This is a genomic window from Shewanella woodyi ATCC 51908, assembly GCF_000019525.1.
GTDB lineage: Bacteria > Pseudomonadota > Gammaproteobacteria > Enterobacterales > Shewanellaceae > Shewanella > Shewanella woodyi.
Map to the genome: position 1 here is coordinate 1,320,144 of NC_010506.1, position 19,624 is coordinate 1,339,767.

Annotated in this window: 18 protein-coding genes; 9 read left to right on the top strand and 9 right to left on the bottom strand. The window is 44.4% G+C overall.

Annotated features, from left to right (window positions below; all coding sequences use genetic code 11):
• Positions 1–113 precede the first annotated feature (113 nt).
• The 7 genes from SWOO_RS05145 to lptD all read right to left on the bottom strand — a co-directional run bounded on the left by SWOO_RS05145 (position 114) and on the right by lptD (position 9,314).
• Positions 114–2,141 (bottom strand): methyl-accepting chemotaxis protein, encoded by a 2,028-nt coding sequence (locus SWOO_RS05145; RefSeq protein WP_012323651.1) that lies wholly within the window; start codon positions 2,139–2,141, stop codon positions 114–116.
• Positions 2,142–2,250: 109 nt separating this feature from the next.
• The gene (locus SWOO_RS05150) at positions 2,251–3,075 is read right to left on the bottom strand and encodes a symmetrical bis(5'-nucleosyl)-tetraphosphatase (RefSeq protein ID WP_012323652.1); all 825 of its coding nucleotides are present in this window, start codon (positions 3,073–3,075) and stop codon (positions 2,251–2,253) included.
• A 122-nt stretch (positions 3,076–3,197) separates the two neighbouring features.
• Complete coding sequence (gene apaG / locus SWOO_RS05155; RefSeq protein ID WP_012323653.1) at positions 3,198–3,578, bottom strand: Co2+/Mg2+ efflux protein ApaG; 381 nt, start codon at positions 3,576–3,578, stop codon at positions 3,198–3,200.
• A gap of 79 nt (positions 3,579–3,657) precedes the next feature.
• Entirely contained in the window at positions 3,658–4,461 is an 804-nt protein-coding gene (rsmA, locus tag SWOO_RS05160; RefSeq protein WP_012323654.1) for a 16S rRNA (adenine(1518)-N(6)/adenine(1519)-N(6))-dimethyltransferase RsmA, read from the bottom strand.
• 11 nt (positions 4,462–4,472) lie between these two features.
• Positions 4,473–5,459 carry a 4-hydroxythreonine-4-phosphate dehydrogenase PdxA gene (pdxA, locus tag SWOO_RS05165; RefSeq protein ID WP_012323655.1) on the bottom strand — a complete coding sequence of 329 codons (987 nt, stop codon included), beginning with the start codon at positions 5,457–5,459 and terminating at the stop codon, positions 4,473–4,475.
• A 79-nt stretch (positions 5,460–5,538) separates the two neighbouring features.
• A complete protein-coding gene (gene surA / locus SWOO_RS05170) occupies positions 5,539–6,843 on the bottom strand; it encodes a peptidylprolyl isomerase SurA (RefSeq protein WP_012323656.1) in 1,305 nt (434 codons plus the stop codon).
• A 149-nt stretch (positions 6,844–6,992) separates the two neighbouring features.
• Positions 6,993–9,314 (bottom strand): LPS assembly protein LptD, encoded by a 2,322-nt coding sequence (lptD, locus tag SWOO_RS05175; RefSeq protein WP_012323657.1) that lies wholly within the window; start codon positions 9,312–9,314, stop codon positions 6,993–6,995.
• 153 nt (positions 9,315–9,467) lie between these two features.
• Here lptD and SWOO_RS05180 point away from each other — a divergent pair, with 153 nt between their 5' ends.
• The 8 genes from SWOO_RS05180 (at position 9,468) to SWOO_RS05215 (ending at position 17,107) form a co-directional block, all read left to right on the top strand.
• A complete protein-coding gene (locus SWOO_RS05180) occupies positions 9,468–10,472 on the top strand; it encodes an aminoglycoside phosphotransferase family protein (protein ID WP_012323658.1) in 1,005 nt (334 codons plus the stop codon).
• Positions 10,469–11,158: an N-acetylmuramate alpha-1-phosphate uridylyltransferase MurU gene (murU, locus tag SWOO_RS05185; RefSeq protein WP_012323659.1), complete on the top strand. Its 690-nt coding sequence runs from the start codon at positions 10,469–10,471 to the stop codon at positions 11,156–11,158. The genes SWOO_RS05180 and murU overlap by 4 nt, the downstream gene beginning before the upstream one ends.
• Before the next feature lie 68 nt (positions 11,159–11,226).
• Positions 11,227–12,006 (top strand): co-chaperone DjlA, encoded by a 780-nt coding sequence (gene djlA / locus SWOO_RS05190; RefSeq protein ID WP_012323660.1) that lies wholly within the window; start codon positions 11,227–11,229, stop codon positions 12,004–12,006.
• Between the two features lie 138 nt (positions 12,007–12,144).
• On the top strand, positions 12,145–12,798 hold the full coding sequence (locus tag SWOO_RS05195) for an outer membrane beta-barrel protein (RefSeq protein ID WP_012323661.1): 654 nt from the start codon (positions 12,145–12,147) through the stop codon (positions 12,796–12,798).
• Positions 12,799–12,825: 27 nt separating this feature from the next.
• Positions 12,826–13,788 carry a D-2-hydroxyacid dehydrogenase gene (locus SWOO_RS05200; RefSeq protein ID WP_012323662.1) on the top strand — a complete coding sequence of 321 codons (963 nt, stop codon included), beginning with the start codon at positions 12,826–12,828 and terminating at the stop codon, positions 13,786–13,788.
• Positions 13,789–14,034: 246 nt separating this feature from the next.
• The gene (locus SWOO_RS05205) at positions 14,035–14,433 is read left to right on the top strand and encodes a DUF3302 domain-containing protein (RefSeq protein WP_012323663.1); all 399 of its coding nucleotides are present in this window, start codon (positions 14,035–14,037) and stop codon (positions 14,431–14,433) included.
• 1 nt (position 14,434) lies between these two features.
• A complete protein-coding gene (locus SWOO_RS05210) occupies positions 14,435–15,571 on the top strand; it encodes an HlyD family secretion protein (protein ID WP_012323664.1) in 1,137 nt (378 codons plus the stop codon).
• 66 nt (positions 15,572–15,637) lie between these two features.
• Positions 15,638–17,107 (top strand): AAA family ATPase, encoded by a 1,470-nt coding sequence (locus SWOO_RS05215; RefSeq protein WP_012323665.1) that lies wholly within the window; start codon positions 15,638–15,640, stop codon positions 17,105–17,107.
• A gap of 57 nt (positions 17,108–17,164) precedes the next feature.
• Here the strand turns inward: SWOO_RS05215 and SWOO_RS05220 are convergent, their stop codons facing one another.
• Positions 17,165–18,418: a glycerophosphodiester phosphodiesterase family protein gene (locus tag SWOO_RS05220; protein ID WP_012323666.1), complete on the bottom strand. Its 1,254-nt coding sequence runs from the start codon at positions 18,416–18,418 to the stop codon at positions 17,165–17,167.
• A gap of 184 nt (positions 18,419–18,602) precedes the next feature.
• Entirely contained in the window at positions 18,603–19,142 is a 540-nt protein-coding gene (locus tag SWOO_RS05225) for a DUF4136 domain-containing protein (RefSeq protein WP_012323667.1), read from the bottom strand.
• 163 nt (positions 19,143–19,305) lie between these two features.
• Between SWOO_RS05225 and SWOO_RS05230 the strand changes: the two genes are divergently transcribed.
• Positions 19,306–19,617 (top strand): DUF1289 domain-containing protein, encoded by a 312-nt coding sequence (locus SWOO_RS05230; protein ID WP_012323668.1) that lies wholly within the window; start codon positions 19,306–19,308, stop codon positions 19,615–19,617.
• Positions 19,618–19,624 lie beyond the last annotated feature (7 nt).

The following is a 19,624-nucleotide window of genomic DNA, read 5'->3' on the forward strand; positions in this document are numbered from 1 at the left end:
AGCATCGATTGATATTAAGCGTAAAAAAATACCGGACATCTGTCCGGTATTTTTTTATGTCTTTAGCGGTAGATAAAATTTATACCAATCGGTATAAACCTCTCTTTCTCTATTTAAACTTTAAACTCACCTACAGAAGCTTGTAACTCCTCGGCAAGCTGAGCCACCTGATGACTTGATTGCGCGGTCTGATCGGCTCCTGAGGCCGTCTCTTCAGATATTGCGGCAATATGTTCAAGCATCTCTGACACTTGCTGACTTACCTGGCTTTGCTCTTGCGCTGCGTGAGCAATGTGGGTGCCAGAATCATGGGCATGATGAACAGCTTCACTGATACTTTGCAATGCCATGTTTGCCAGCTCTGTTTTATCGACACATGAGCTTGCTTGGCTGCGGCCTAGTTCCATAACAGATACGGCTTCTTGGGTTCCAGCTTGCAGTACTTGGATCATCTGCTGGATCTCTTGAGTCGAGTCCTGAGTTCTTGAGGCTAGGCTTCGAACCTCATCGGCTACAACGGCAAATCCACGTCCCTGCTCGCCGGCTCTTGCTGCTTCAATTGCGGCGTTTAATGCCAGCAGATTAGTCTGTTCAGCGATGCCGCGAATGGTATCTAGGATTGAACCAATTGAGGCGCTATCAGTATGAACTTTATTGATAACTTGACCTGCTTTCGCAACCTCATCGGCTAAAGCCAATATCGTCTGCTTATTCTCATCGGCAATAGCGCGCATATGTTGCGCTTCTTCATCGGCTTGTTTTATCTGTTGTAGGGCATCATCAGCACTGGTAGTGACCTGTTGAGCACTAGAGTTTAATTGGGTGGTTGCAGTTGCAACTTGGTCAACTTGGCTCTTTTGCTCTTGAATGCTAACAGTGGTTTGGGTTGTGATGGCCGATGTTTCTTCTGCCGCTGCTGCCAGTTGGTTTGAGCGATCTAAGATCCCCTGAATAAGCTCCCGTAAACTATCAACTAGTCGATTACAGTTACGTGAGAGTTCTGCAAACTCATCATGACCTGTATCATCGAGTTTGTGGGTCAAGTTACCCGAGGCTAAGATATTAAGTGCTGTGTTAACTTTATTCAGCGAACGTCTAAGCGGGCTGATAACTGCGTAGCTCACGCCTACGGCTACAAAGATAACAATAACCATTAAGATGATAGTGTTAAAGCTAGCTTGATCGATACCGTCAATGGCTTTGTTACTGATCTGAGCGGAAACGGTCTCGACCTTTTTAATCAGCTCATTCATGGTTACATTGAGGTTTTCAGCATCTTTGTTCACTTTATTTAGCATCTGATCTGCTGATACATTAAAGCTGAGCTGACGCCCCTTCATTGCCTGCATAGAGCCGCTGCCACTTAGCATGCTAAAGACTTTATCGGCTTCGCTGTTAATATCAGCCATCAAGGTTTCATCGACCACACCTTCCCAGTGACGGCTAACGTACTCGAGTTTATTTTTTGCTTCATTGATCAGGTACTCAAGCTCTTTAGAGATGGTGTCAAACTGTGATTGAGACTGACTGTTTACCAGATCATAGTTGGTACTCACGATACCGCTAAGGCTGTTATCTATGTTGCCTGCTGTTGCGGCTATCTCTTGATCTGTCAGGTCTTCACTGGTTTCAAGGTCAATCAGATCAAGAAGTAAAGAAGCTGTATCATCGGCCGCTTCCTCTAAATTCTCTAATTTTATGAGTAATTTTTCTTGTGTGACGAGTGAGTTTTCACGAGTAATAATCATCTTGTTACCTTCGGCAACAAAGTCTTGATAACTGGTTCTAACCGAGGTTATCACATCTGTGAAATTCGCTTGTTCTTGGGAGTTAACAAGCCTAGATAGCGTGTTTAACTCAGTATTAAAGGATTGACTCTGCTTGGTAAATTGAGCTTTTAGTGGGGGAAGTTGCTCAGATTTAGTCGCATGATAGGAAACTAAAATCTGCTTCTCCTGCAAAGAAAGCCCCTGTATCAAACGGCTACTAGACTCTAGGGCTGGTAAGCTAAGCTCTTGTAGAACTTGTGTGCTTGATTTCAGTTCGCTATTGGTGAGCAAAGAGGCGCCACCTAGTGCTATCAAGAGTAAGGTGACGACACTAAATCCGCCAATGACTCTTGTGGCGACATTCATTTTCATAGGGGGCTCCGTTTTAGTATTATTATTTTCCCTAGCTATAAACTATTTTAAATTCAGGGCTTGAACATTATGAACAACTGTTTATCTATCGACCATTGCTCGAGTTAGTTTAACTCTTTTTTAACTTGTTTTGGGTAATTTTTTCATCGGTTTCCAGATGCCAAAGGGTTAAATATTCCCCCCAACAGCAGCCTGTATCTAGGGCTTTTATTCTAGATGAGCTGACTTTGCCCATGACAGCTGCCCAATGACCGAAAACTAATGTGTGTGTTTTGTTAATTTTGCCCTCTAACTCAAACCAGGGAGTGAGATCGGGATCTTTACATTCGGCAGGGGAGAGTTTGCAATCGAAATCTAGGCTATTATCGCTATGCAAAAAACGCATTCGTGTTAGCGCATTGATGCAATATATCTTTCTCTCTAGTTCATCCATGTTGGAATGCCATTGGTTTGAACCTGAGGTGTACATTTTTTCTAGCAGTGCTTCTTGATAGTCGGGCGCCTGTAGTGCCTGAGTTACTCGCTTGCTTTCACCTCTTAAAGTGCTGATGTCCCAATGAGGCGGGACCCCTGCATGAGTCATTACCAAACTATGTTCTGGTAGCTCTTGATGGAGAGGTTGATGTCTAAGCCAGCCGATGAGCGAATCTATGTCAGATGAGGCCAGTAAGGCTTCCAGTTTATCCTTTGGATTGGCTCTTTTAATTTTGCCGTGAACAGCCATTAAATGGAGATCATGATTGCCCAAAGAGACGTTAGCAGCGCCATCGAGTGCTTTAAAGTATTGCAGTGTAGGGAGTGAGCCAGGGCCTCTGGCAACTAGGTCTCCTACTGCCCATAATTGATCTTGTGAGGGATTAAAATCAACCTTAGACAGGAGCAGGGTTAACTCATCGAAACAGCCCTGAATGTCCCCAACAAAATAGTTCGCCATGTATTTTTATCCTTTTAATCAATACTCTAATTCTAACTTCTCGAGAGAATTAAATGAAAGTGGAACAGGGGAAAAAGATAAAAAATGATCTAAGGTTGAGACTTTGATTCATCAAAGTGGTGTTAGTGAAGTAACCCGGGAATTGATAATCGAAAAGGTGGGATCTTAGCTTTAAACATCTCTCCATTTTCTGTGACCATGCCATAGTTGCCTTCCATAACACCAAATGGAGTCTCTAAAACTGTTCCGCTGGTATATTGGTAGGCAGTGTCAGGTTCAATGGTCGGGGTTTCGCCGACTACGCCTGCGCCTTGAACGACACTAAGGTGTTGATTTGAATCTGTGATCGACCAGTAACGAGTTTTGAGCGTGACGGGCTCTTTCCCTAAATTGATAATGGTGATTGTGTATCGAAAAAGGTACCTTTCATCATTGGGGGAGGACTGATCTTCGATATACTCTGTTTTCACGTCAATTTTAATTGATGTTTCAAGCTCAGTCATGGCGTTCCTTTTTTAAAAAAGGAGGGCAAGCCCTCCTCTGTTTTGTGTGATTACTCAACTCTACAAATAGCAGATTATGTTACTGCTTATCAACCACAAAGTTTGCCATAGCAACGTATTGCTCGACAGTTATCTGCTCAGGTCTGAGTGTTGCATCTATTCCTAGTTCTGCAAACTCTTCGTCGGAGATCATATGTTTAAGGTTATTTCGCAGTGTTTTACGGCGCATATTAAATGCCGTGGTTGTTAAGTGTCTAAGTTGATCGACATCTTTACATGGCCATGGCTTCACTTTATAGGGAACCAGTCTGACAACGGCTGAATCTACTTTCGGCGGTGGAGTAAAACTTCCTGGCGGTACTTCAAGCACTGGCATCACTTGGCAGTGATACTGCGCCATGACAGTTAATCGGCCGTAAGCTTTAGTTCCTGGGCTAGCTGAAAGTCTGAGTACTACCTCTTTTTGCAGCATAAAGTGCATATTTTCAATCTGCTCTGCAAACTCGAACAGATGAAACATCAAGGGGGTTGAGATGTTGTAGGGTAAGTTACCAAACACCTTCATCTGACGTCCCTCTTCAACTAGCTGACTAAAGTCAAATTGAAGTGCGTCACCTTGATGGATATCAAGCTTATCTTTTAGGGTTGGGTGTTCTTGAAGGCGTGCAACCAGATCTTTATCCAGCTCGACTACCGTAAGCTTATCGATAGCATTGGCTACCGGCTCAGTTAAGGCGGCCAGACCCGGACCAATCTCTACCATCACATGATCGTTGTCAGGAGAGATAGCCCCAACAATACGGTTGATAACATTGTGATCGGTCAAGAAGTTTTGTCCGAAGCGTTTTCTGGCCGTGTGGCCCAAGTGTACTTTATTACTCATTACTTTTTTTACTACTCAGCTTTTGCTGCCAAATCTATGGCTTTATTTAGTGCGCAGACAAAACTACCTATGTCTGCTTTACCGGTTCCGGCGAGTTCAAGGGCTGTACCGTGATCCACTGAAGTACGGATATAAGGAAGGCCCAATGTGATGTTCACTGAGCTGCCAAATCCTTGAGACTTAAGAACAGGGAGTCCTTGATCATGATACATCGCCAGTATGACATCTGCGTCATTTAAGTACTTGCTTTGGAATATGGTGTCGGCGGGTAGTGGGCCTACTAGGCTTATACCTTCAGCACGCAACTCCTCTAAAGCCGGGATAATGGTGTCTATCTCTTCCCGACCTAAGTGTCCATCTTCGCCTGCATGTGGGTTGAGGCCACATACATATATCTTGGGCTGTTTGATGGCAAATTTTGTGACAAGATCAGTGTGTAAGATCTTGATTATCTGATGCAGGCGATCCCGAGTTATGGCTTTAGATACATAGGCCAAAGGGATATGGGTTGTGACTAATGCAACCTGTAAACCAGGCGCTGCTAGCATCATGACCACATCTTGGCAGTTTGCCTGATTGGCAAAAAACTCAGTATGTCCGCTAAAGGGGATACCAGATTGGTTGATGATCCCTTTATGGACTGGCCCTGTAACTACGGCATCAAACTCACCGTTCATATTCTTTTCGCCAGCATAGCCAAGAGTTTGTACTACATAGGCACTGTTCTGCTCATCCAGTTTGCCGCATTGGGCTTCCGTTTTGAGAGAAAAGGGCGCAAGCGTCAGGGTGCCAGCCTCTTGGGCTTTCGGCTCAAGGCTAGGTTGGTATGGTTTAAGTTGCAGCGGAAGGCCAAGCATTTTAGCTCTGGAAGCTAAAAGTTCAGGATCCGCACAAACAACAAGCTCAGCAGGCCAAGCCTGCTGAGCGAGTTGGATAACTAAATCTGGACCAATCCCAGCGGGTTCGCCTGGGGTGATGGCTATTCGTTTAGTCGTCAATATATTTAGCCTCGATTAAAAAAGGTTCGAACGTAAGTTAACTCTGCAGCTAATAGTAACAGTTTTAGGCGTTACTTGTTTAACCTCGGTTATTGTCTGGTTCGAAAACCTCGATGTAGGCTTCAGATCTCATCTCGTCAAGCCAGTTCTGTAGCTCTTCATTAAACTTACGACGGAAGATGAGCTGATGTGCTCTATTCGTATTAAACTTATCGGTTGCGTCCGTTTTACGGCGCTCTTCAAGTTGCACTATATGCCAACCGTGACTTGAACGGAAGGGCTCACTGATCTCATTAAGCTCAAGTGCATTTAATGTTTGTGCGAATGCAGGAACATAGACGCTTGGGTCTGCCCAGCCTAGTTCCCCACCTTTTGCTCCTGAACCTGGATCTTCAGAGTATTGGCGAGCCAGTGCTGCGAAGTCTGCATCGCCGGTGCGGATCTCTTTAACAAATTTATCTAGCATGGCTTTAGCGCGCTCTTCCGATAGGATAGGTGAGGGCTTGATCAAGATATGTCTTGAACGTACTTCATCTATCTCTTTGGTCTGGAGACCACGGGCGTCTAAGACTTTGATGATGTGGAAACCTGCGCCACTTCTGATAGGGCCTATCACGTCACCTGGTTTGGCATTGCCTAATACTTCAGCAAATAGCGTTGGCATCTCATTGACGTTCATATAATCCCAAACACCACCTTCTAGTGCTTTGGGGCCCGATGATGCTGCAATGGCCGTGCGGCGGAAGTCTGCACCATCTTTAACGCGTTTCAGTACGGTTTCCGCACGTTTACTGGCGCTAGCGAGTTGTTCACTGTTAGGGCTGCTTGGTACCTCGATAAGGATGTGACCAATCTGGAACTCAACTTCTTGAAGGCCTTTCTCCTCAATCATCTTAACTAAGCTGTTGATCTCTTGTGGAGAGACTTGGATACGACGCTGAACTTGAATACGTTGTATCTCACCTAAGGTGATCTCTTCACGTAGTTGTTCACGGTATTGGTTCCAGCTCATCCCCTCTTCGGCAATCTTTAGCTGCATCTGATCAACAGTTAAGTTTTGCTCTTTAGCAATATTGCCTATGGTCTGATCCAGTTGTAGATCGCCAATATGAAGACCAATTCTGTCGGCCATCTGCATCTGCAGACGGGTCATAATTAAGCGCTCAATGACCTGTGTTCTCAGTGCACTATCAGAAGGTAACGCTTGACCTGCTGCTGTTGCATTCGCTTTAACGGTTTTTATCATGCCAGTGATTTCACTCTCTAGCAGAATACCTTCGTTAATCTGTACTGATACACGATCGAGTGGGGCAGTTTGCGCTTGTACTGTGTGGCTCGCAGCCAAAGCAAGAAAAGCAAAAATTAAATGTTTACACGGTTTCATCCACAAAAATCCTTGGCATATTAATGTCAGGTGCAGCGCCAAATGGCGCTGACTTGATTCTATTATCATGGTTGGACTCTAAGACCAACGCATGGTTCATCAAAAATAAACTTATTTCGCCCCAGCGGGAAGAAAGCCCATTGAAATCACTAGTTCTTCAAATAAAGTGGTTTACGGTAATTGAACAAACCATCGTTAAGCATATCTGATACGCCTAACGGACCTGAACCACCGAGTCCTTTTATTACGAAATTCAGATATAGACCGCTTTCAAAGAGTTCGCGGTTATCCTGAACTGGGTTAAAGTCATCTTCGTAATTAGTTTTAATTCGGTAATGATAACTTAAACGTACAGCCCAGCAACAAGATTCGTATTGAAAGCCTGTATAGGTCTCTACACTGCGACTTTCGTTAAGATCATAATACCAGTTACCCACTAAGTACCAATTGTCGTTGATTGGCCAAGCGGCTCGCATACCTGTTTGAGAGATATTGACTGACTCATTGGTATTGGTATTCAACAGATCTGGGACATAGCGATAGCTAAATTGAAGTAATTTGTTGGCACCTGGCCTAAAGTCGAGTGTGACTTCACTCTTCTTATTATCACTTTGCTTAGTATCATACTGAATAGCGCCACTCATATACCAGTCTTTGTATAACTTAGTACTAAGCTCCGCAGCCAATACTGAGTTGGAGGTGTTCTCCTGAGTTAAGTTATTGATGGGATTAATTGGATCGCTAATCCCAACTTTACTGTCTTCTAAGTAATAGATTTGACCTAGGCTAAATCTAAATGTTTCAACGTTATGATCATCGAATAAGCGAGTGGTCAATCCTAAAGTGAACTGGTTAGCATCGGCAATTCTGTCAATACCGGAAAAGCGTCGGTCGCGGAACAGACCAAAGTAGTCTTCCTGTATCTTAGCTGTATCATAGATACCTATGTCATCTTGATCTTCATAGCCTACATAAAGGTATTGGAACTGAGGCTCTAAGGTCTGACGGTAGTTCTCATTAAAATAACTGGTGAAGCGCTCAAAGTTGATCTGACCATGTAGACGTACCTGAGGTAAGGTTCGACTTACGCTGCTGGCCAGCTCTTGATTAGCCTCAAATCCATTATCGTTTTGCCAATAATAGGTTTGAAGCAACTTTACTTCACTGGTTAAAGAACCTGCTGGGCCATGTATTGGGTATGAGACGGTAGGCTCAATGTGTAAACGAGTGGCGGTGGAGTACTCATTATCATCATGTTCAAAATTACTAACTTCACTGAGTAAGGAGAAATCTAAACCGTTCCAAAAGTCTGGGGCGCGGTAATTTAGCCCTACTTGCGGCATTACCTGATAGGGTTTCTCCTCTTCACCCAGCACTTTAATATCTTGTACTCGTGCGGTGAAGTCCCAATTTTGTTCAAAATAACTGATCTCACCAATTCGTGACATCTGGTTATCAGTGGCTCGCTGAACTTCTGATTTAAGATCGTTGAAATAGTTGTTATCTGACACATCGGTGAAGTTGGCTAATACTCGCCAGTTTTCATTAATCGCGCCTCTGTGTTCCCAGTGATAGAGGTAGCGATCTTGTGAGTCCGATAACATATCATCATTGCCGAGATATTCGACATTAATCTGACCCTGTTGAGCATCACCCGCCAAATAGCGAAAATCACTCTTAAGGAATAATCCCCTCGATGACATATAGTGTGGCGTTAGGGTGAGATCGTACTCCGGCGATATATTCCAGTAGTAAGGCGTTGCGACCTCGACACCATTGGTGGTGCTGGTGCTTAAAAGTGGAAAAAGGAAACCTGATTTACGTTTATCGGATACCGGTATTGTCATATAAGGAATATAGAATACGGGGACATCACCGATCCGTAACTTTGCATCCCATAACTCTCCCCACTCCTCAGTGCTATCAATTTTGATCGTTTCAGCTTCAAGTAGCCAGGAGGTATCGCCGGGAGGGCAAGTGGTAAAATTGGTTTTTGTTAGGTGCAGGTTGTTGTCTGGGGTGATCTCTAACTTTTCTGCATCACCATGGATCTGCTGCCCGTGCAGCCAATACTGTGCACCCCAAAGGGATGCACTATTGTTACGCATCTCAGCGACGAGAGAGTCAGCAGTGATGGTGATCATTTGATCTTGGAAGACGAGATTGCCATTGGCATCGAGTCGCTCTTCACCCTGATCTAAAATCGCTTCATCTGCCGCAATATGACGGCCACCTTGGCTAAATGACACATCGCCATTAAACCTAGCTTGCTTGCCCATCTCAGCTTCTGAGCGGTTGGAGATTATCTGGATCTCCTGTAGGGCTATCTCGGTTTCATCACTGTCTGAAATAGCAGGGCGAGGAACTGGAGGCTCGACAATACACTGCATATTTGCATCAGGCGTGGTGGTTTCTTCAGCCAAGACCAATTGGGGAAGTAGGCTTAATGCCAATAAGTAACGGATCTGCATCTTAAGTCGTTTAATATGATTTCTTAGTCTGGACAATAATAAGTGGGGATAAATGTTGCCATTTTAGGCAACTCAGCTAAATATCGACAATGAGCTTATTAGCTGATTCCATTTTGCTTTATAATAAAGCAATTTTTACATAAGAGCCATGAGGTGCCCTTGTCAGATCTTAGATTTCTTGCGTTAAATGCATGGCTAAAGCGAATTTTCAACGCAGATGTTACGCCTACTCTTATCTCTGGGGATGCCAGCTTTAGGCGATATTTTCGTGTCCAGCATAAAGATATATCTTATATTGTGATGGACTCTCCCCCTGAATTGATCAAAGTTCTCCCCTTTGTAAACTTAGCCAACGCTTATTCAGACAAAGGTGTCGATGTTCCACAAGTGATTGAAGTTAATGCTGAAGACGGTTTTTTATTGTTAAGTGACTTGGGCGATATTCAGTTACTGTCGGTATTAAATAGTGACAATGTATACGCTTACTATCGTGATGCCCTAAGACTCTTAGATAAAGTGAGTCTGGTTATCGACAATGGTGAAAGTGGATTGCCTTTATACGATGCCGCTTTTGTTCAACTGGAATTAGATATTTTTTCTGATTGGTTGATAAAACGTCATCTTGTAATAGAACTGGATGAAAAGACTCAAAATATGCTGAAGACAGCATTTTCCTTTTTGATAGAGAATGTAGAAGCTCAGCCTAAAGTTGGTATGCATCGAGATTACCACAGTCGAAATCTGATGCTGCAAAATGAGCAGTTAAAAGTGATCGATTTTCAAGATGCTGTGCTTGGGCCTGTGACTTATGATGCAGTTTCTCTGCTGCGTGACTGCTATGTCCGTTGGCCTGATGCTTTGGTTGAACAGCTAATGACGCAACATTTTGAGCAAGTTAAATCCAGTGGTCAGCTTGATAGGGGCGTGAGCATTGCGACCTATACTCGTTGGTTTGACTTGATGGGGTTGCAGCGACATATCAAGGCCGCTGGTATTTTTTCCCGCCTTAAATATCGAGATGATAAACCTGCTTATATGGCTGATATTCCTCTGACTCTTGAGTATATTAGGGATATCTCAGCTCGTTATCCAGAGCTAGAGATATTTAGTGCTTGGATAGCTGACTCCATTATTCCTGCTGTTGAGGCCAAGTTATGAAGGTGATGATATTAGCCGCCGGTCGTGGGGAGCGACTACGCCCCTTAACGGATAGCTTGCCTAAGCCCTTGGTGTGTGTGGCGGGCAAACCACTTATCGTTTATCACATAGAGCGTCTTGCTAAAGCTGGCTTTAAGGATATTGTGATTAACCATGCTTGGCTAGGTGAGAAGCTGATTGAGAGCTTAGGCGATGGCACTCGTTGGGGCGTGAATATTCAGTATAGTCATGAAGCTACAGCGTTAGAGACTGGTGGTGGAATTAAGAAAGCTTTATCTCTTTTGGGCCACAAACCATTTCTGGTGATTAATGGTGATGTGTTTATAGACTCGCTTCCCGAGCTGGAGGAGGGAGATGCTACCCATATGCTCAATGGAAAGTTGGCTCACCTTTGGTTGGTGGATAACCCTAGTCAGCACCCTAAGGGGGATTTTAGTCTCAAAGCTGGACTAGTAGAGAATAAAGCTATTGGTGATGAGCTGACATTGACCTTTTCGGGGATGGGGATCTATCATCCCTCTCTTTTTGATGGGACATCTGATGCTGGTTTTCCTCTCGCTCCCTTGCTTAGAGAAAAGATGGCGTTAGGACTTATTTCGGGAGAGCATTTCCCCGGTTTTTGGTGTGACGTGGGGACTGTGGCGCGTCTAGATATGTTAGAGAAGCGCCAACGAGATTTAGTCTAATCTCCTTGGTTTAGTCCAGTAATTTTTTCTGGTTTGATTGTCGTTAATTGGTTATTAAAGGTTTTTTGATGCGTATTTGGGGTAAGTTTTTTGGCTTTGCTATCGGGTTTATGTTCGGCCGTATTATCGGCGGGGTTATCGGTCTCTGGTTAGGTCATCTATATGATAAGAAAAGTGCCCAATTGAGTGGGATTATCGGTAGCGGTGCGAATCGTCAGACACTTTTTTTTAAGACAACGTTCTCTGTGATGGGTCATGTTGCTAAAGCTTCTGGACAAGTGACTGAAACCGATATCCGTATTGCAACCATGTTAATGGATCAGATGCAGCTTAAAGGGGAGGCAAGAGCCGAGGCTCAGGCAGCTTTTAAAGAGGGCAAAGAGAGTGACTTTGATGTAAAAGCTTGCTTGAAAACCTTCCGTCTTATCTCTATGGGGCGTAAAGAGTTGCTGCAGATGTTCCTTGAGATCCAGATCCAGACAGCCCTGTCTGATGCCAAGCTTGATCCTAAAGAGCATGAGATCTTGTTGACCATTGCGCAGGAGCTAGGGTTTAGCCGTATTCAACTCGACGAGTTGCTAAAGCGTTGGCAGGCTGAGTTTAATTTTCATCAAGGTGGCAATAATAACCAGACCAGTATTGAAGATGCATACTCTCTGCTTGGGCTAACTGAAGCCTCTTCCGATCAAGAGGTCAAGCGCAGCTATCGCAAGCTGATGAATGAACATCATCCAGATAAGCTCGTGGCTAAAGGTCTGCCTCCAGAGATGATGGAGCTTGCTAAAACTAAGGCGCAAGATATTCAAGCAGCCTATGACAGGGTGAAAACTGATCGGGGTATGCGATAAAGTTAAGCTTGGTTTTGTTATCCTGCTATTTTTATTGAAGAACTCTTTTAAAAGCGTGTATTATTTGGGCATAAGTATATATTCTTTTTCCAGAATTTAGGCCTACTTTGGCTGATGTTCTGATAATGGAGAAGTGACATGCCTGATATAAAAAAAGCAGGGAATATTCCCACCTCTATGTTGGCAGTCGCTTCTCTTCTGCTTTCTGCTCCCTCTTTTGCTGAGGTCTATGTCGCTCCTTTCGGAGGATATAGCTTTGGTGCCAGTGAGTTTAATATCAAGAGCTCAGGGGTCGGTAACCTTGCGAGTGATGAAGAGGGCGAACTCAAGGTCTCTGAGTCGGCGCAATATGGCGTTATGCTAGGTTTTACCACGACAGATCCTGGTGATATCTATCTACTCTACAGCCATCAGTCTACGGAGCTGAGAACTGGTAATAATTTTAGCCCCTCTCCTATCACTGATCTGGATCTAGATTATCTGCATCTGGGTGGCTCTCTCTATTTCCCCAAGGGCGATGTAAAGCCATATGTTACGGCTAGTGTTGGTTTAACTAGTATGCGCCCAAGTGGTGAATACGCCAACGAGACTCGCTTTTCCATGGGGTTTGGCGTTGGAGTTGCGTATCAAGTGGCTCCCTCATTCTCTGTTTTTGCTGATGCCAGAGGTTATGCAACCTTCATCAGTAGTGACTCGACGCTATTTTGCAATGGGGGAGACTGTCTCTGGTCCATCAGCTCTGACATCATGTGGCAGGGGCAGGTCAATTTAGGTTTGAAATTGACGTTTTAGCGTTCAAAAGCATGAGAGATTAACAAGATGAAAATAGTGGTACTCGACGGTCATACCCTTAACCCTGGAGATTTAAGCTGGTGTGGGCTCAGTGAATTGGCTGATGAAGGAGAGTTTATCTGTTATGAGAGGACCGCAGAGTCAGAGCTACTGAGTCGAGCCCAGGATGCAGAGATAATCTTCACCAATAAGACGCCTCTTAATGCTCAGGTGCTTTCTCAACTGCCTAAGCTTACCTATATAGGTGTGTTGGCAACGGGCACCAATGTAGTTGATTTAGTCGCAGCTGCTAGCCATGGCATGGTAGTGACCAATGTTCCCAGTTATGCCCCTGACGCTGTGGCTCAAATGGTATTTGCCCATATTTTTCATCATACACAAGGCGTTGCCTCCCACCATCAAGCGGTTGTTCAAGGGGCATGGAGTCAATGCCCAGATTTTTGTTTTACCCTAAGCCCACTGCAATCTTTGAAGGGAAAAACCATAGGTTTAATGGGCTATGGAGCCATAGGTCAACAGGTGGCCAATATTGCACTGGCCTTCGGGATGAAGGTATTAGTGAATACGAGAACGCCGCTACTCGACTTGCCGACGGGAGCCATCTGGAGTGAATTGAGCGACATGCTACCTCAGGTGGATATACTTTCGCTGCACTGCCCTTTGACGCTGGAAACGGATAAGATAGTTAATCGGGCGCTACTCAAATCGATGCGCAAAACCGCTATTTTAGTCAATACTGCTCGTGGTGGATTAATCGATGAAGTGGCTTTGAGTCAGGCACTAGCCGATGGCGATATCGCCGCTGCTGGATTGGATGTACTCTCAACTGAGCCTCCTTTAGATAACAACCCACTACTGAATGCTATCAATATCAGTATTACTCCTCATAACTCCTGGGCAACGCTGGAAGCAAGGCAAAACCTACTTAATATTGCTGTGAATAATTTGGCTGCCTTTTTGGCTGGTAAAGCAGATAATCAAGTGAATTAGCTTAGTGCGGCACTGCTTGGACTGGGATTGATAACAATGGACTTTCCTAACAAGGGAAAGCCCTTTTTAGTGGAGTAACTTACTCTCACTGGCAGACATCTACAGCTTCTCTAATCTAAGAATAAATATCTGGTATTGATAATGTTTTGTTGCGAGAATGTTTTAGCATTTTCTTCAAAGCTTATTAATAAAAACAAGGATCTATTTATTAGTATAAAGCGATAAATAGATCCTAAGGAGCCAGCTGTGTTTTTAGATTATTTTGCGTTGGGTGTGATTTTCTTTGTCGCCATTTTTCTCTTCTACGGTGTGATTGTTATTCATGATATCCCCTATGAAATCGCTAAGAAGCGGAATCATCCCCAGCAAGATGCGCTGCATGTTGCTGGCTGGGTAAGTTTGTTCACACTTCATGCTATTTGGCCGTTTCTTTGGATCTGGGCCACTTTGTATCGAGAAGATCGTGGTTGGGGATTCAATGCGGTTGTTGAGCGTGAACTTGCCCTTGAAGATGAGGTAAAACAGCTTAATGAAACCGTAGCTAAGCTTGAGCTTAGGTTGCAATCGGTCGAATTGAACGGTCAGCCGACTCAGTCTGAACCGGTTATTAGTGATGTTCAGAGCAGTAATAAGGAGGAGGTGTAATATGGATCTTCTACTCATTCTGACCTACACAGCAATCTGTATTGCCATCTTTAAAATCTTTAAAATCCCGCTAACGAAGTGGACGGTACCAACAGCGATATTAGGTGGTGTTTTTATTGTTGGCGCTTTAATTTTATTGATGAACTATAACCACCCCTATACGCCTTTTGCTAAGGAGTACTTTGTATCTACGCCGATAAACCCTGCGGTTCGAGGTGTTGTTACTTCGGTAGAGGTTGAGCCGAATGTCCCTGTTAAAAAGGGGGATGTGCTATTTCGATTAGATCCCACTCCGTTTGAAGCTATCGTAAAACAGAAGCGTGCAGCTCTAGTATCGGCTGAGCAGGAGGTCCCCCAACTTGAAGCGGCTTGGCAGTCTGCGCTCGCTAATGTTGAACGTGCAGAGGCTGATAGAGACAGAACAAAGTCAGCTTATGACCGCTACGCAAAGGGAAAGAAAAGAGGAGGGGCTAACTCGCCCTTTACAGAGCTTGAGCTAGATAATAAACGTCAACTCTATCTGGCTTCTGAAGCTCAGTTAACAGTAGCGCAAGCGGAAGAGTTAAGAGTGAGGTTGGCTTTTGAGTCCAATGTTGATGGTGTTAACACTAAAGTTGCTGGAATACAGGGTCAACTTGAGAAGGCATTGTTTGATCTGGAGATGACCGTTGTTAGGGCACCAGCGGATGGCATGGTGACTCAAATGGCGTTGCGTCCAGGCATTGTGGCTGTGCCTATGCCACTGCGCTCTTTAATGAGTTTTATTCCCGATGAAGATCGTTATTTTGCGGGTGCTTTTTGGCAAAACTCCTTGCTAAGGTTAAAAGAGGGGGATGAAGCTGAGGTGATACTCGATGGTGCACCAGGAGAGGTCTTTATTGGCAAGGTCGCAAAAATCTTACCAGCAATGGCTGAGGGTGAGATCCAGTCAAGCGGCGCGCTTATCTCATCACGTAACTTGATGCAGCGTGGAAGAGTGATTGTTTTGATTGAGATAGATCATCATGAGATCCGCGATAAATTTCCAGCAGGTGTTTCTGGACAAGCTGCAATCTACACGGATCACTTCTCCCATGTGGCAGTAATGAGAAAAGTGCTGCTTAGAATGCAGGGCTGGCTAAATTACCTGTTCCACTAGTCTGTTTAAGGCCATCAAAAAGGTGGCCTTATCTTTTACAGTTCGTTGTTTTTATAAGGCGTGAAGATGCAAGATATCAGAGATTTAACCTCTGTTTTAAGATCAAATACCCCCATTGTTGTCATTGAAACTTATGAGGAGCACCGCGCCATTGAGTTGCTAAAAAAAGTATCGAGTGTGCTTTATCAGCCACTCTTTAGTTGGAGCATTACTCAAGGGCTAACTCGGGTTGATAGGGCGATGGGTGTGCAGAAGTTTAACTGTGAGCCTGCCGATATCTTAGGTCAGATAAAGTCCACAGATCAGCAGGGGATCTATGTGTTATGTGACTTTCATCCATTTGTAGAGAATGCCCCTAAAAATGTACGTCTGCTTAAAGAGATAGCTCTTGAGTATGAGTCGCTCAAGCATACTCTTGTCTTGGTTAGTCATGCATTTGAGATCCCGCCGGAGATTAAGCGTTACTGTGCTCACTTTAGGTTATCTCTGCCCAATGGAGCACAACTTCAGAACTTGATCTATGAGCAAGTTGATAAGGTTAGGGCTGAAGGTGTAATGCTTGATGTCGATGACTCGGCAGTGCTTAAGCTTGCTGAAAACCTAAAAGGTTTAACCTTTGACGATGCTCGTCGCCTAGCGCACAAAGCCATAGTTGACGATGGTGCTATTACTCACTCAGATATCGATATGGTTAATAAGGGGAAATTTGAACTGCTTGATATGGAAGGTATACTGCAGTTTGAATATGACACCAGTGACTTCTCCCAGGTGGCGGGTTTACATAATTTGAAGCAGTGGTTGAAACACAGAACTCCTTCAACATGCACTCAGAACCTTGAAGACCAACCAAAAGGTATCCTATTACTTGGTGTACAGGGAAGCGGTAAGAGTTTAGCTGCTAAAGCGGTTGCAGGGATGTGGCAGAGACCACTACTGCGACTGGATATGTCGGCGCTCTATAATAAATACATAGGTGAAACAGAGAAGAACTTGCGTCATGCCTTAGAGCTTGCGGATTTAATGTCTCCCTGTGTGCTTTGGATTGATGAGATAGAGAAAGGCTTGGGTGGTGGAAGTAGTGACGATGGTGTATCAACGCGGATTTTAGGCACCATTTTGACTTGGATGGCAGAGCGAAAGTCACAAGTGTTTATGGTGGCGACAGCCAATGATATCTCGGCGCTGCCGCCAGAATTAATGCGTAAGGGACGAATGGATGAGATCTTCTTTGTAGACCTGCCTGATGATGAGATCCGCAAGGCTATCTTTCTTATTCATGCTAAACGTCGTGGTCTGGATCTGAGCAAATTTAATCTGGCTGAGCTTTCCAATGCCAGTCAAGGCTTCTCCGGTGCAGAGATAGAGCAAGCGATAATCTCCGCAATCTATACTGCCAGAGCATCAGAGCTCACACTGGATCAGGGGCTGTTAATCGATGAGCTAATGAAAACAAGGCCGCTCTCGGTGGTGATGCGTGAAAAACTTGATGCACTACGAAAGTGGGCATCAGGTAGAACAGTCAATGCCCATAAGTAGCTGTTAGCATGAATCGAGGAGTTAGCCTATGTTGGCTATCTCCTCTATTTTTAAGGGTTAAATCCCCATGCAGTTAGCATAGTAGGTAACGGTTGCTGGCCAGTCGGAAAACACCCCTTTAACCCCAACATCTTTGGTTAGCATGTCTAATAATTCGAAGGCATCACCTTCATTGTCAATGGCATCAGTGATGCTCTGATAGTACCAACCGCCACCGTTTATCAATAAGCCTGAGCGCTCAAGTGTCCAAGTTATGATATTAAGCTGGGCCATATTTGCTGCTTTGGCGTACTCAGAGGGCACAAGTTTATGTTCATTATCTAGCGTGACTAAGACCCAAAGTGGTGGAGCGATATACTCGACACCTTGGTTTTTTAGCTCATCCATAGAGGGCGACCATGTGTCAGGGTTTTGGGGATCGAAACCGACATCATCGTACCTGTCGTCGAGAAATACAGCTTGATTGGCAAATTCCGGTGAATTGGCTATCCAATATTGAATATCTTCAAGCTCAAAAGATTGAGGAAATACCTGTGATGGGGGAATATCGGCAGCAATGTATTCGTCTAGCATTTTTTGGGCGTACTCCAGTTGAGTGAAGCCATCAAATGGCATCTGAACTTCTGGTGATTTCAGCTCAGGAGTCATCTTAACGCCAGCAGCTTTGAACATCTCTATGCTCTGTGCATGGGTCATTAAGGTGCCATTACCAGAATAGAGATCTGTACGCCAATCTGCTGTGCCTGCCATATACTCCTCTACTGTTGTTGCGTCTGGGTTTGCACCATCCATCTTGCCTTTAAGGGTCTTAAATTGAGCGAGGGTGATATCGCTTGTACAGCATTTGGCACTGGCTTGTACACCATTGGTTGGATCGGCAGGTGTAAAGGGAACTGAGCATTGGCTTGCCAGTTCTGGGATAGATAAGATATTGGTCGTAGTAGCCAGATCGCATTGGGAGTGACGACAGACTAATGCTTTGTCGGCTGTAAAAGTCACGTCACACTCGACAATACCTGCGCCAGAGTCGATAGCTGCTTGGTAGGACTCTTTAGTATGCTCTGCAAATTGCATGGCTGCGCCGCGGTGGCCAATGGAGAAGTCGGTGCGATAAAACGTGTTGCCACTGCATTGTTCAAGAGCGGTTTTAAGTTCACTATCTTGCATCTGGTTTACTAAGAAAAGCGGTCTGGGGCCAAGTTGAGCAGGTACTCTTGGCTCATTTTTACCATTATCGTGACACCCTATGAGCAGGGCGCTGCAAGTGAATGTGATGAGAATGGCGGATAGACGGATCTGTTTGATACGCATGTTGAGGTTTCCATTTAGTGATACTGCAATGGTCTGTTAGACCTTCATTAAGCGGATTAATCTAATGCTATATTGTGGCTGTTTGACGACAGTTTTATGACCTTGCTGTGTTATACGGCAGTTCATATGACTAGGTGGTGATGGGGAGATCTTGAGATCTCCCTTTTTGGTTATGACTTGTAGGTTACTTCTCTGGTGGAAATTGATTGAGGATTTTTCTCACCGTGGCTTGGGTTGCTGCCGCTTTCTGCTCTCCACCGGAATCATAGTCAAAGCTGTCAGTTCCTCGCCAAATTAGTCGATTGGTGAGAGGGTCAAGAATATCAATTTGAATCGTTTGGATCTTGGCTGTGTCGCTGCCAATTGGCACCCCTACGCTTGTGCCGACACTAACTCCGCCGCCACTGCCCCATGTACCCGTTCCAAGTCCAATTGAGAGACCTGAATCTTTGGGCTTATCATCAATTCGGTATCCAAACGTGACATGGAAGTCGGCCTGCTCCTCATCTCGTCTAAACCCTTTATCTAACAGTGTGCCTGTGATTGCGGTTTGTATCCTTGATGCACTGAGCGGATCGTTAGACTCAGCTGGTGCTTGCTCGAAAAAGGTATTGAGTTGGCTAAAGTCATAATCAATATCATAGTCACTCTTTGGTGTGCTGCTACAAGCTGTTAGGAGAAGCGCTGAAAAAAGGAGGCCTGTGAATTTTAAAGGTTTCATCATGGTTTCCTAAACTGGGAGACAGGATACCAATTTGATCTGTTATCTAGTCAGATGCAAGTGTTTTCCTTGCTATTGCAATTAGCCAGCTCAATACAAATCAGTTATGTTTAAGATAATGATTATTGTTAAACATCTTTCATACTTATCAGGAGGCAAACATTTGATGGAACAGTTAGAGTTTTTTGAAATTCAGAGCCCCTGTATCGGTGTATGTCAAACTGACGCTCGAGGTTATTGCAAAGGATGTTTACGTAATCGGGATGAGCGTTTTAATTGGCTGGAGTTTTCAGATGCGAAAAAATACGATGTGATTCGTCTCTGTAAGCAGAGAAAACGTCGTCGCCAACTGGCAATTTTGAAGGCGAGAAAAGCCCAGTTATTGCAGGAACGTGCGGATCTCAATCCTTCTTTTGATTTTGAAGCAAGCGATCCAGAAGAGCCTAGTTTATCGAATGATGACTTTACTCTCGAATAATTTATAC

Bases quoted from the DNA above. Each gene is read 5' to 3' on its own strand.
- apaG (WP_012323653.1), bottom strand. From the start codon at position 3,578: ATGACTGAGCTTGAAACATCAATTAAAATTGACGTGAAAACAGAGTAT.
- SWOO_RS05210 (WP_012323664.1), top strand. From the start codon at position 14,435: ATGGATCTTCTACTCATTCTGACCTACACAGCAATCTGTATTGCCATC.
- surA (WP_012323656.1), bottom strand. From the start codon at position 6,843: ATGAAACCGTGTAAACATTTAATTTTTGCTTTTCTTGCTTTGGCTGCG.
- SWOO_RS05200 (WP_012323662.1), top strand. From the start codon at position 12,826: ATGAAAATAGTGGTACTCGACGGTCATACCCTTAACCCTGGAGATTTA.
- djlA (WP_012323660.1), top strand. From the start codon at position 11,227: ATGCGTATTTGGGGTAAGTTTTTTGGCTTTGCTATCGGGTTTATGTTC.
- murU (WP_012323659.1), top strand. From the start codon at position 10,469: ATGAAGGTGATGATATTAGCCGCCGGTCGTGGGGAGCGACTACGCCCC.
- SWOO_RS05215 (WP_012323665.1), top strand. From the start codon at position 15,638: ATGCAAGATATCAGAGATTTAACCTCTGTTTTAAGATCAAATACCCCC.
- SWOO_RS05230 (WP_012323668.1), top strand. From the start codon at position 19,306: ATGGAACAGTTAGAGTTTTTTGAAATTCAGAGCCCCTGTATCGGTGTA.
- rsmA (WP_012323654.1), bottom strand. From the start codon at position 4,461: ATGAGTAATAAAGTACACTTGGGCCACACGGCCAGAAAACGCTTCGGA.
- SWOO_RS05220 (WP_012323666.1), bottom strand. From the start codon at position 18,418: ATGCGTATCAAACAGATCCGTCTATCCGCCATTCTCATCACATTCACT.
- lptD (WP_012323657.1), bottom strand. From the start codon at position 9,314: ATGCAGATCCGTTACTTATTGGCATTAAGCCTACTTCCCCAATTGGTC.
- SWOO_RS05150 (WP_012323652.1), bottom strand. From the start codon at position 3,075: ATGGCGAACTATTTTGTTGGGGACATTCAGGGCTGTTTCGATGAGTTA.
- SWOO_RS05195 (WP_012323661.1), top strand. From the start codon at position 12,145: ATGCCTGATATAAAAAAAGCAGGGAATATTCCCACCTCTATGTTGGCA.
- SWOO_RS05225 (WP_012323667.1), bottom strand. From the start codon at position 19,142: ATGATGAAACCTTTAAAATTCACAGGCCTCCTTTTTTCAGCGCTTCTC.
- SWOO_RS05145 (WP_012323651.1), bottom strand. From the start codon at position 2,141: ATGAAAATGAATGTCGCCACAAGAGTCATTGGCGGATTTAGTGTCGTC.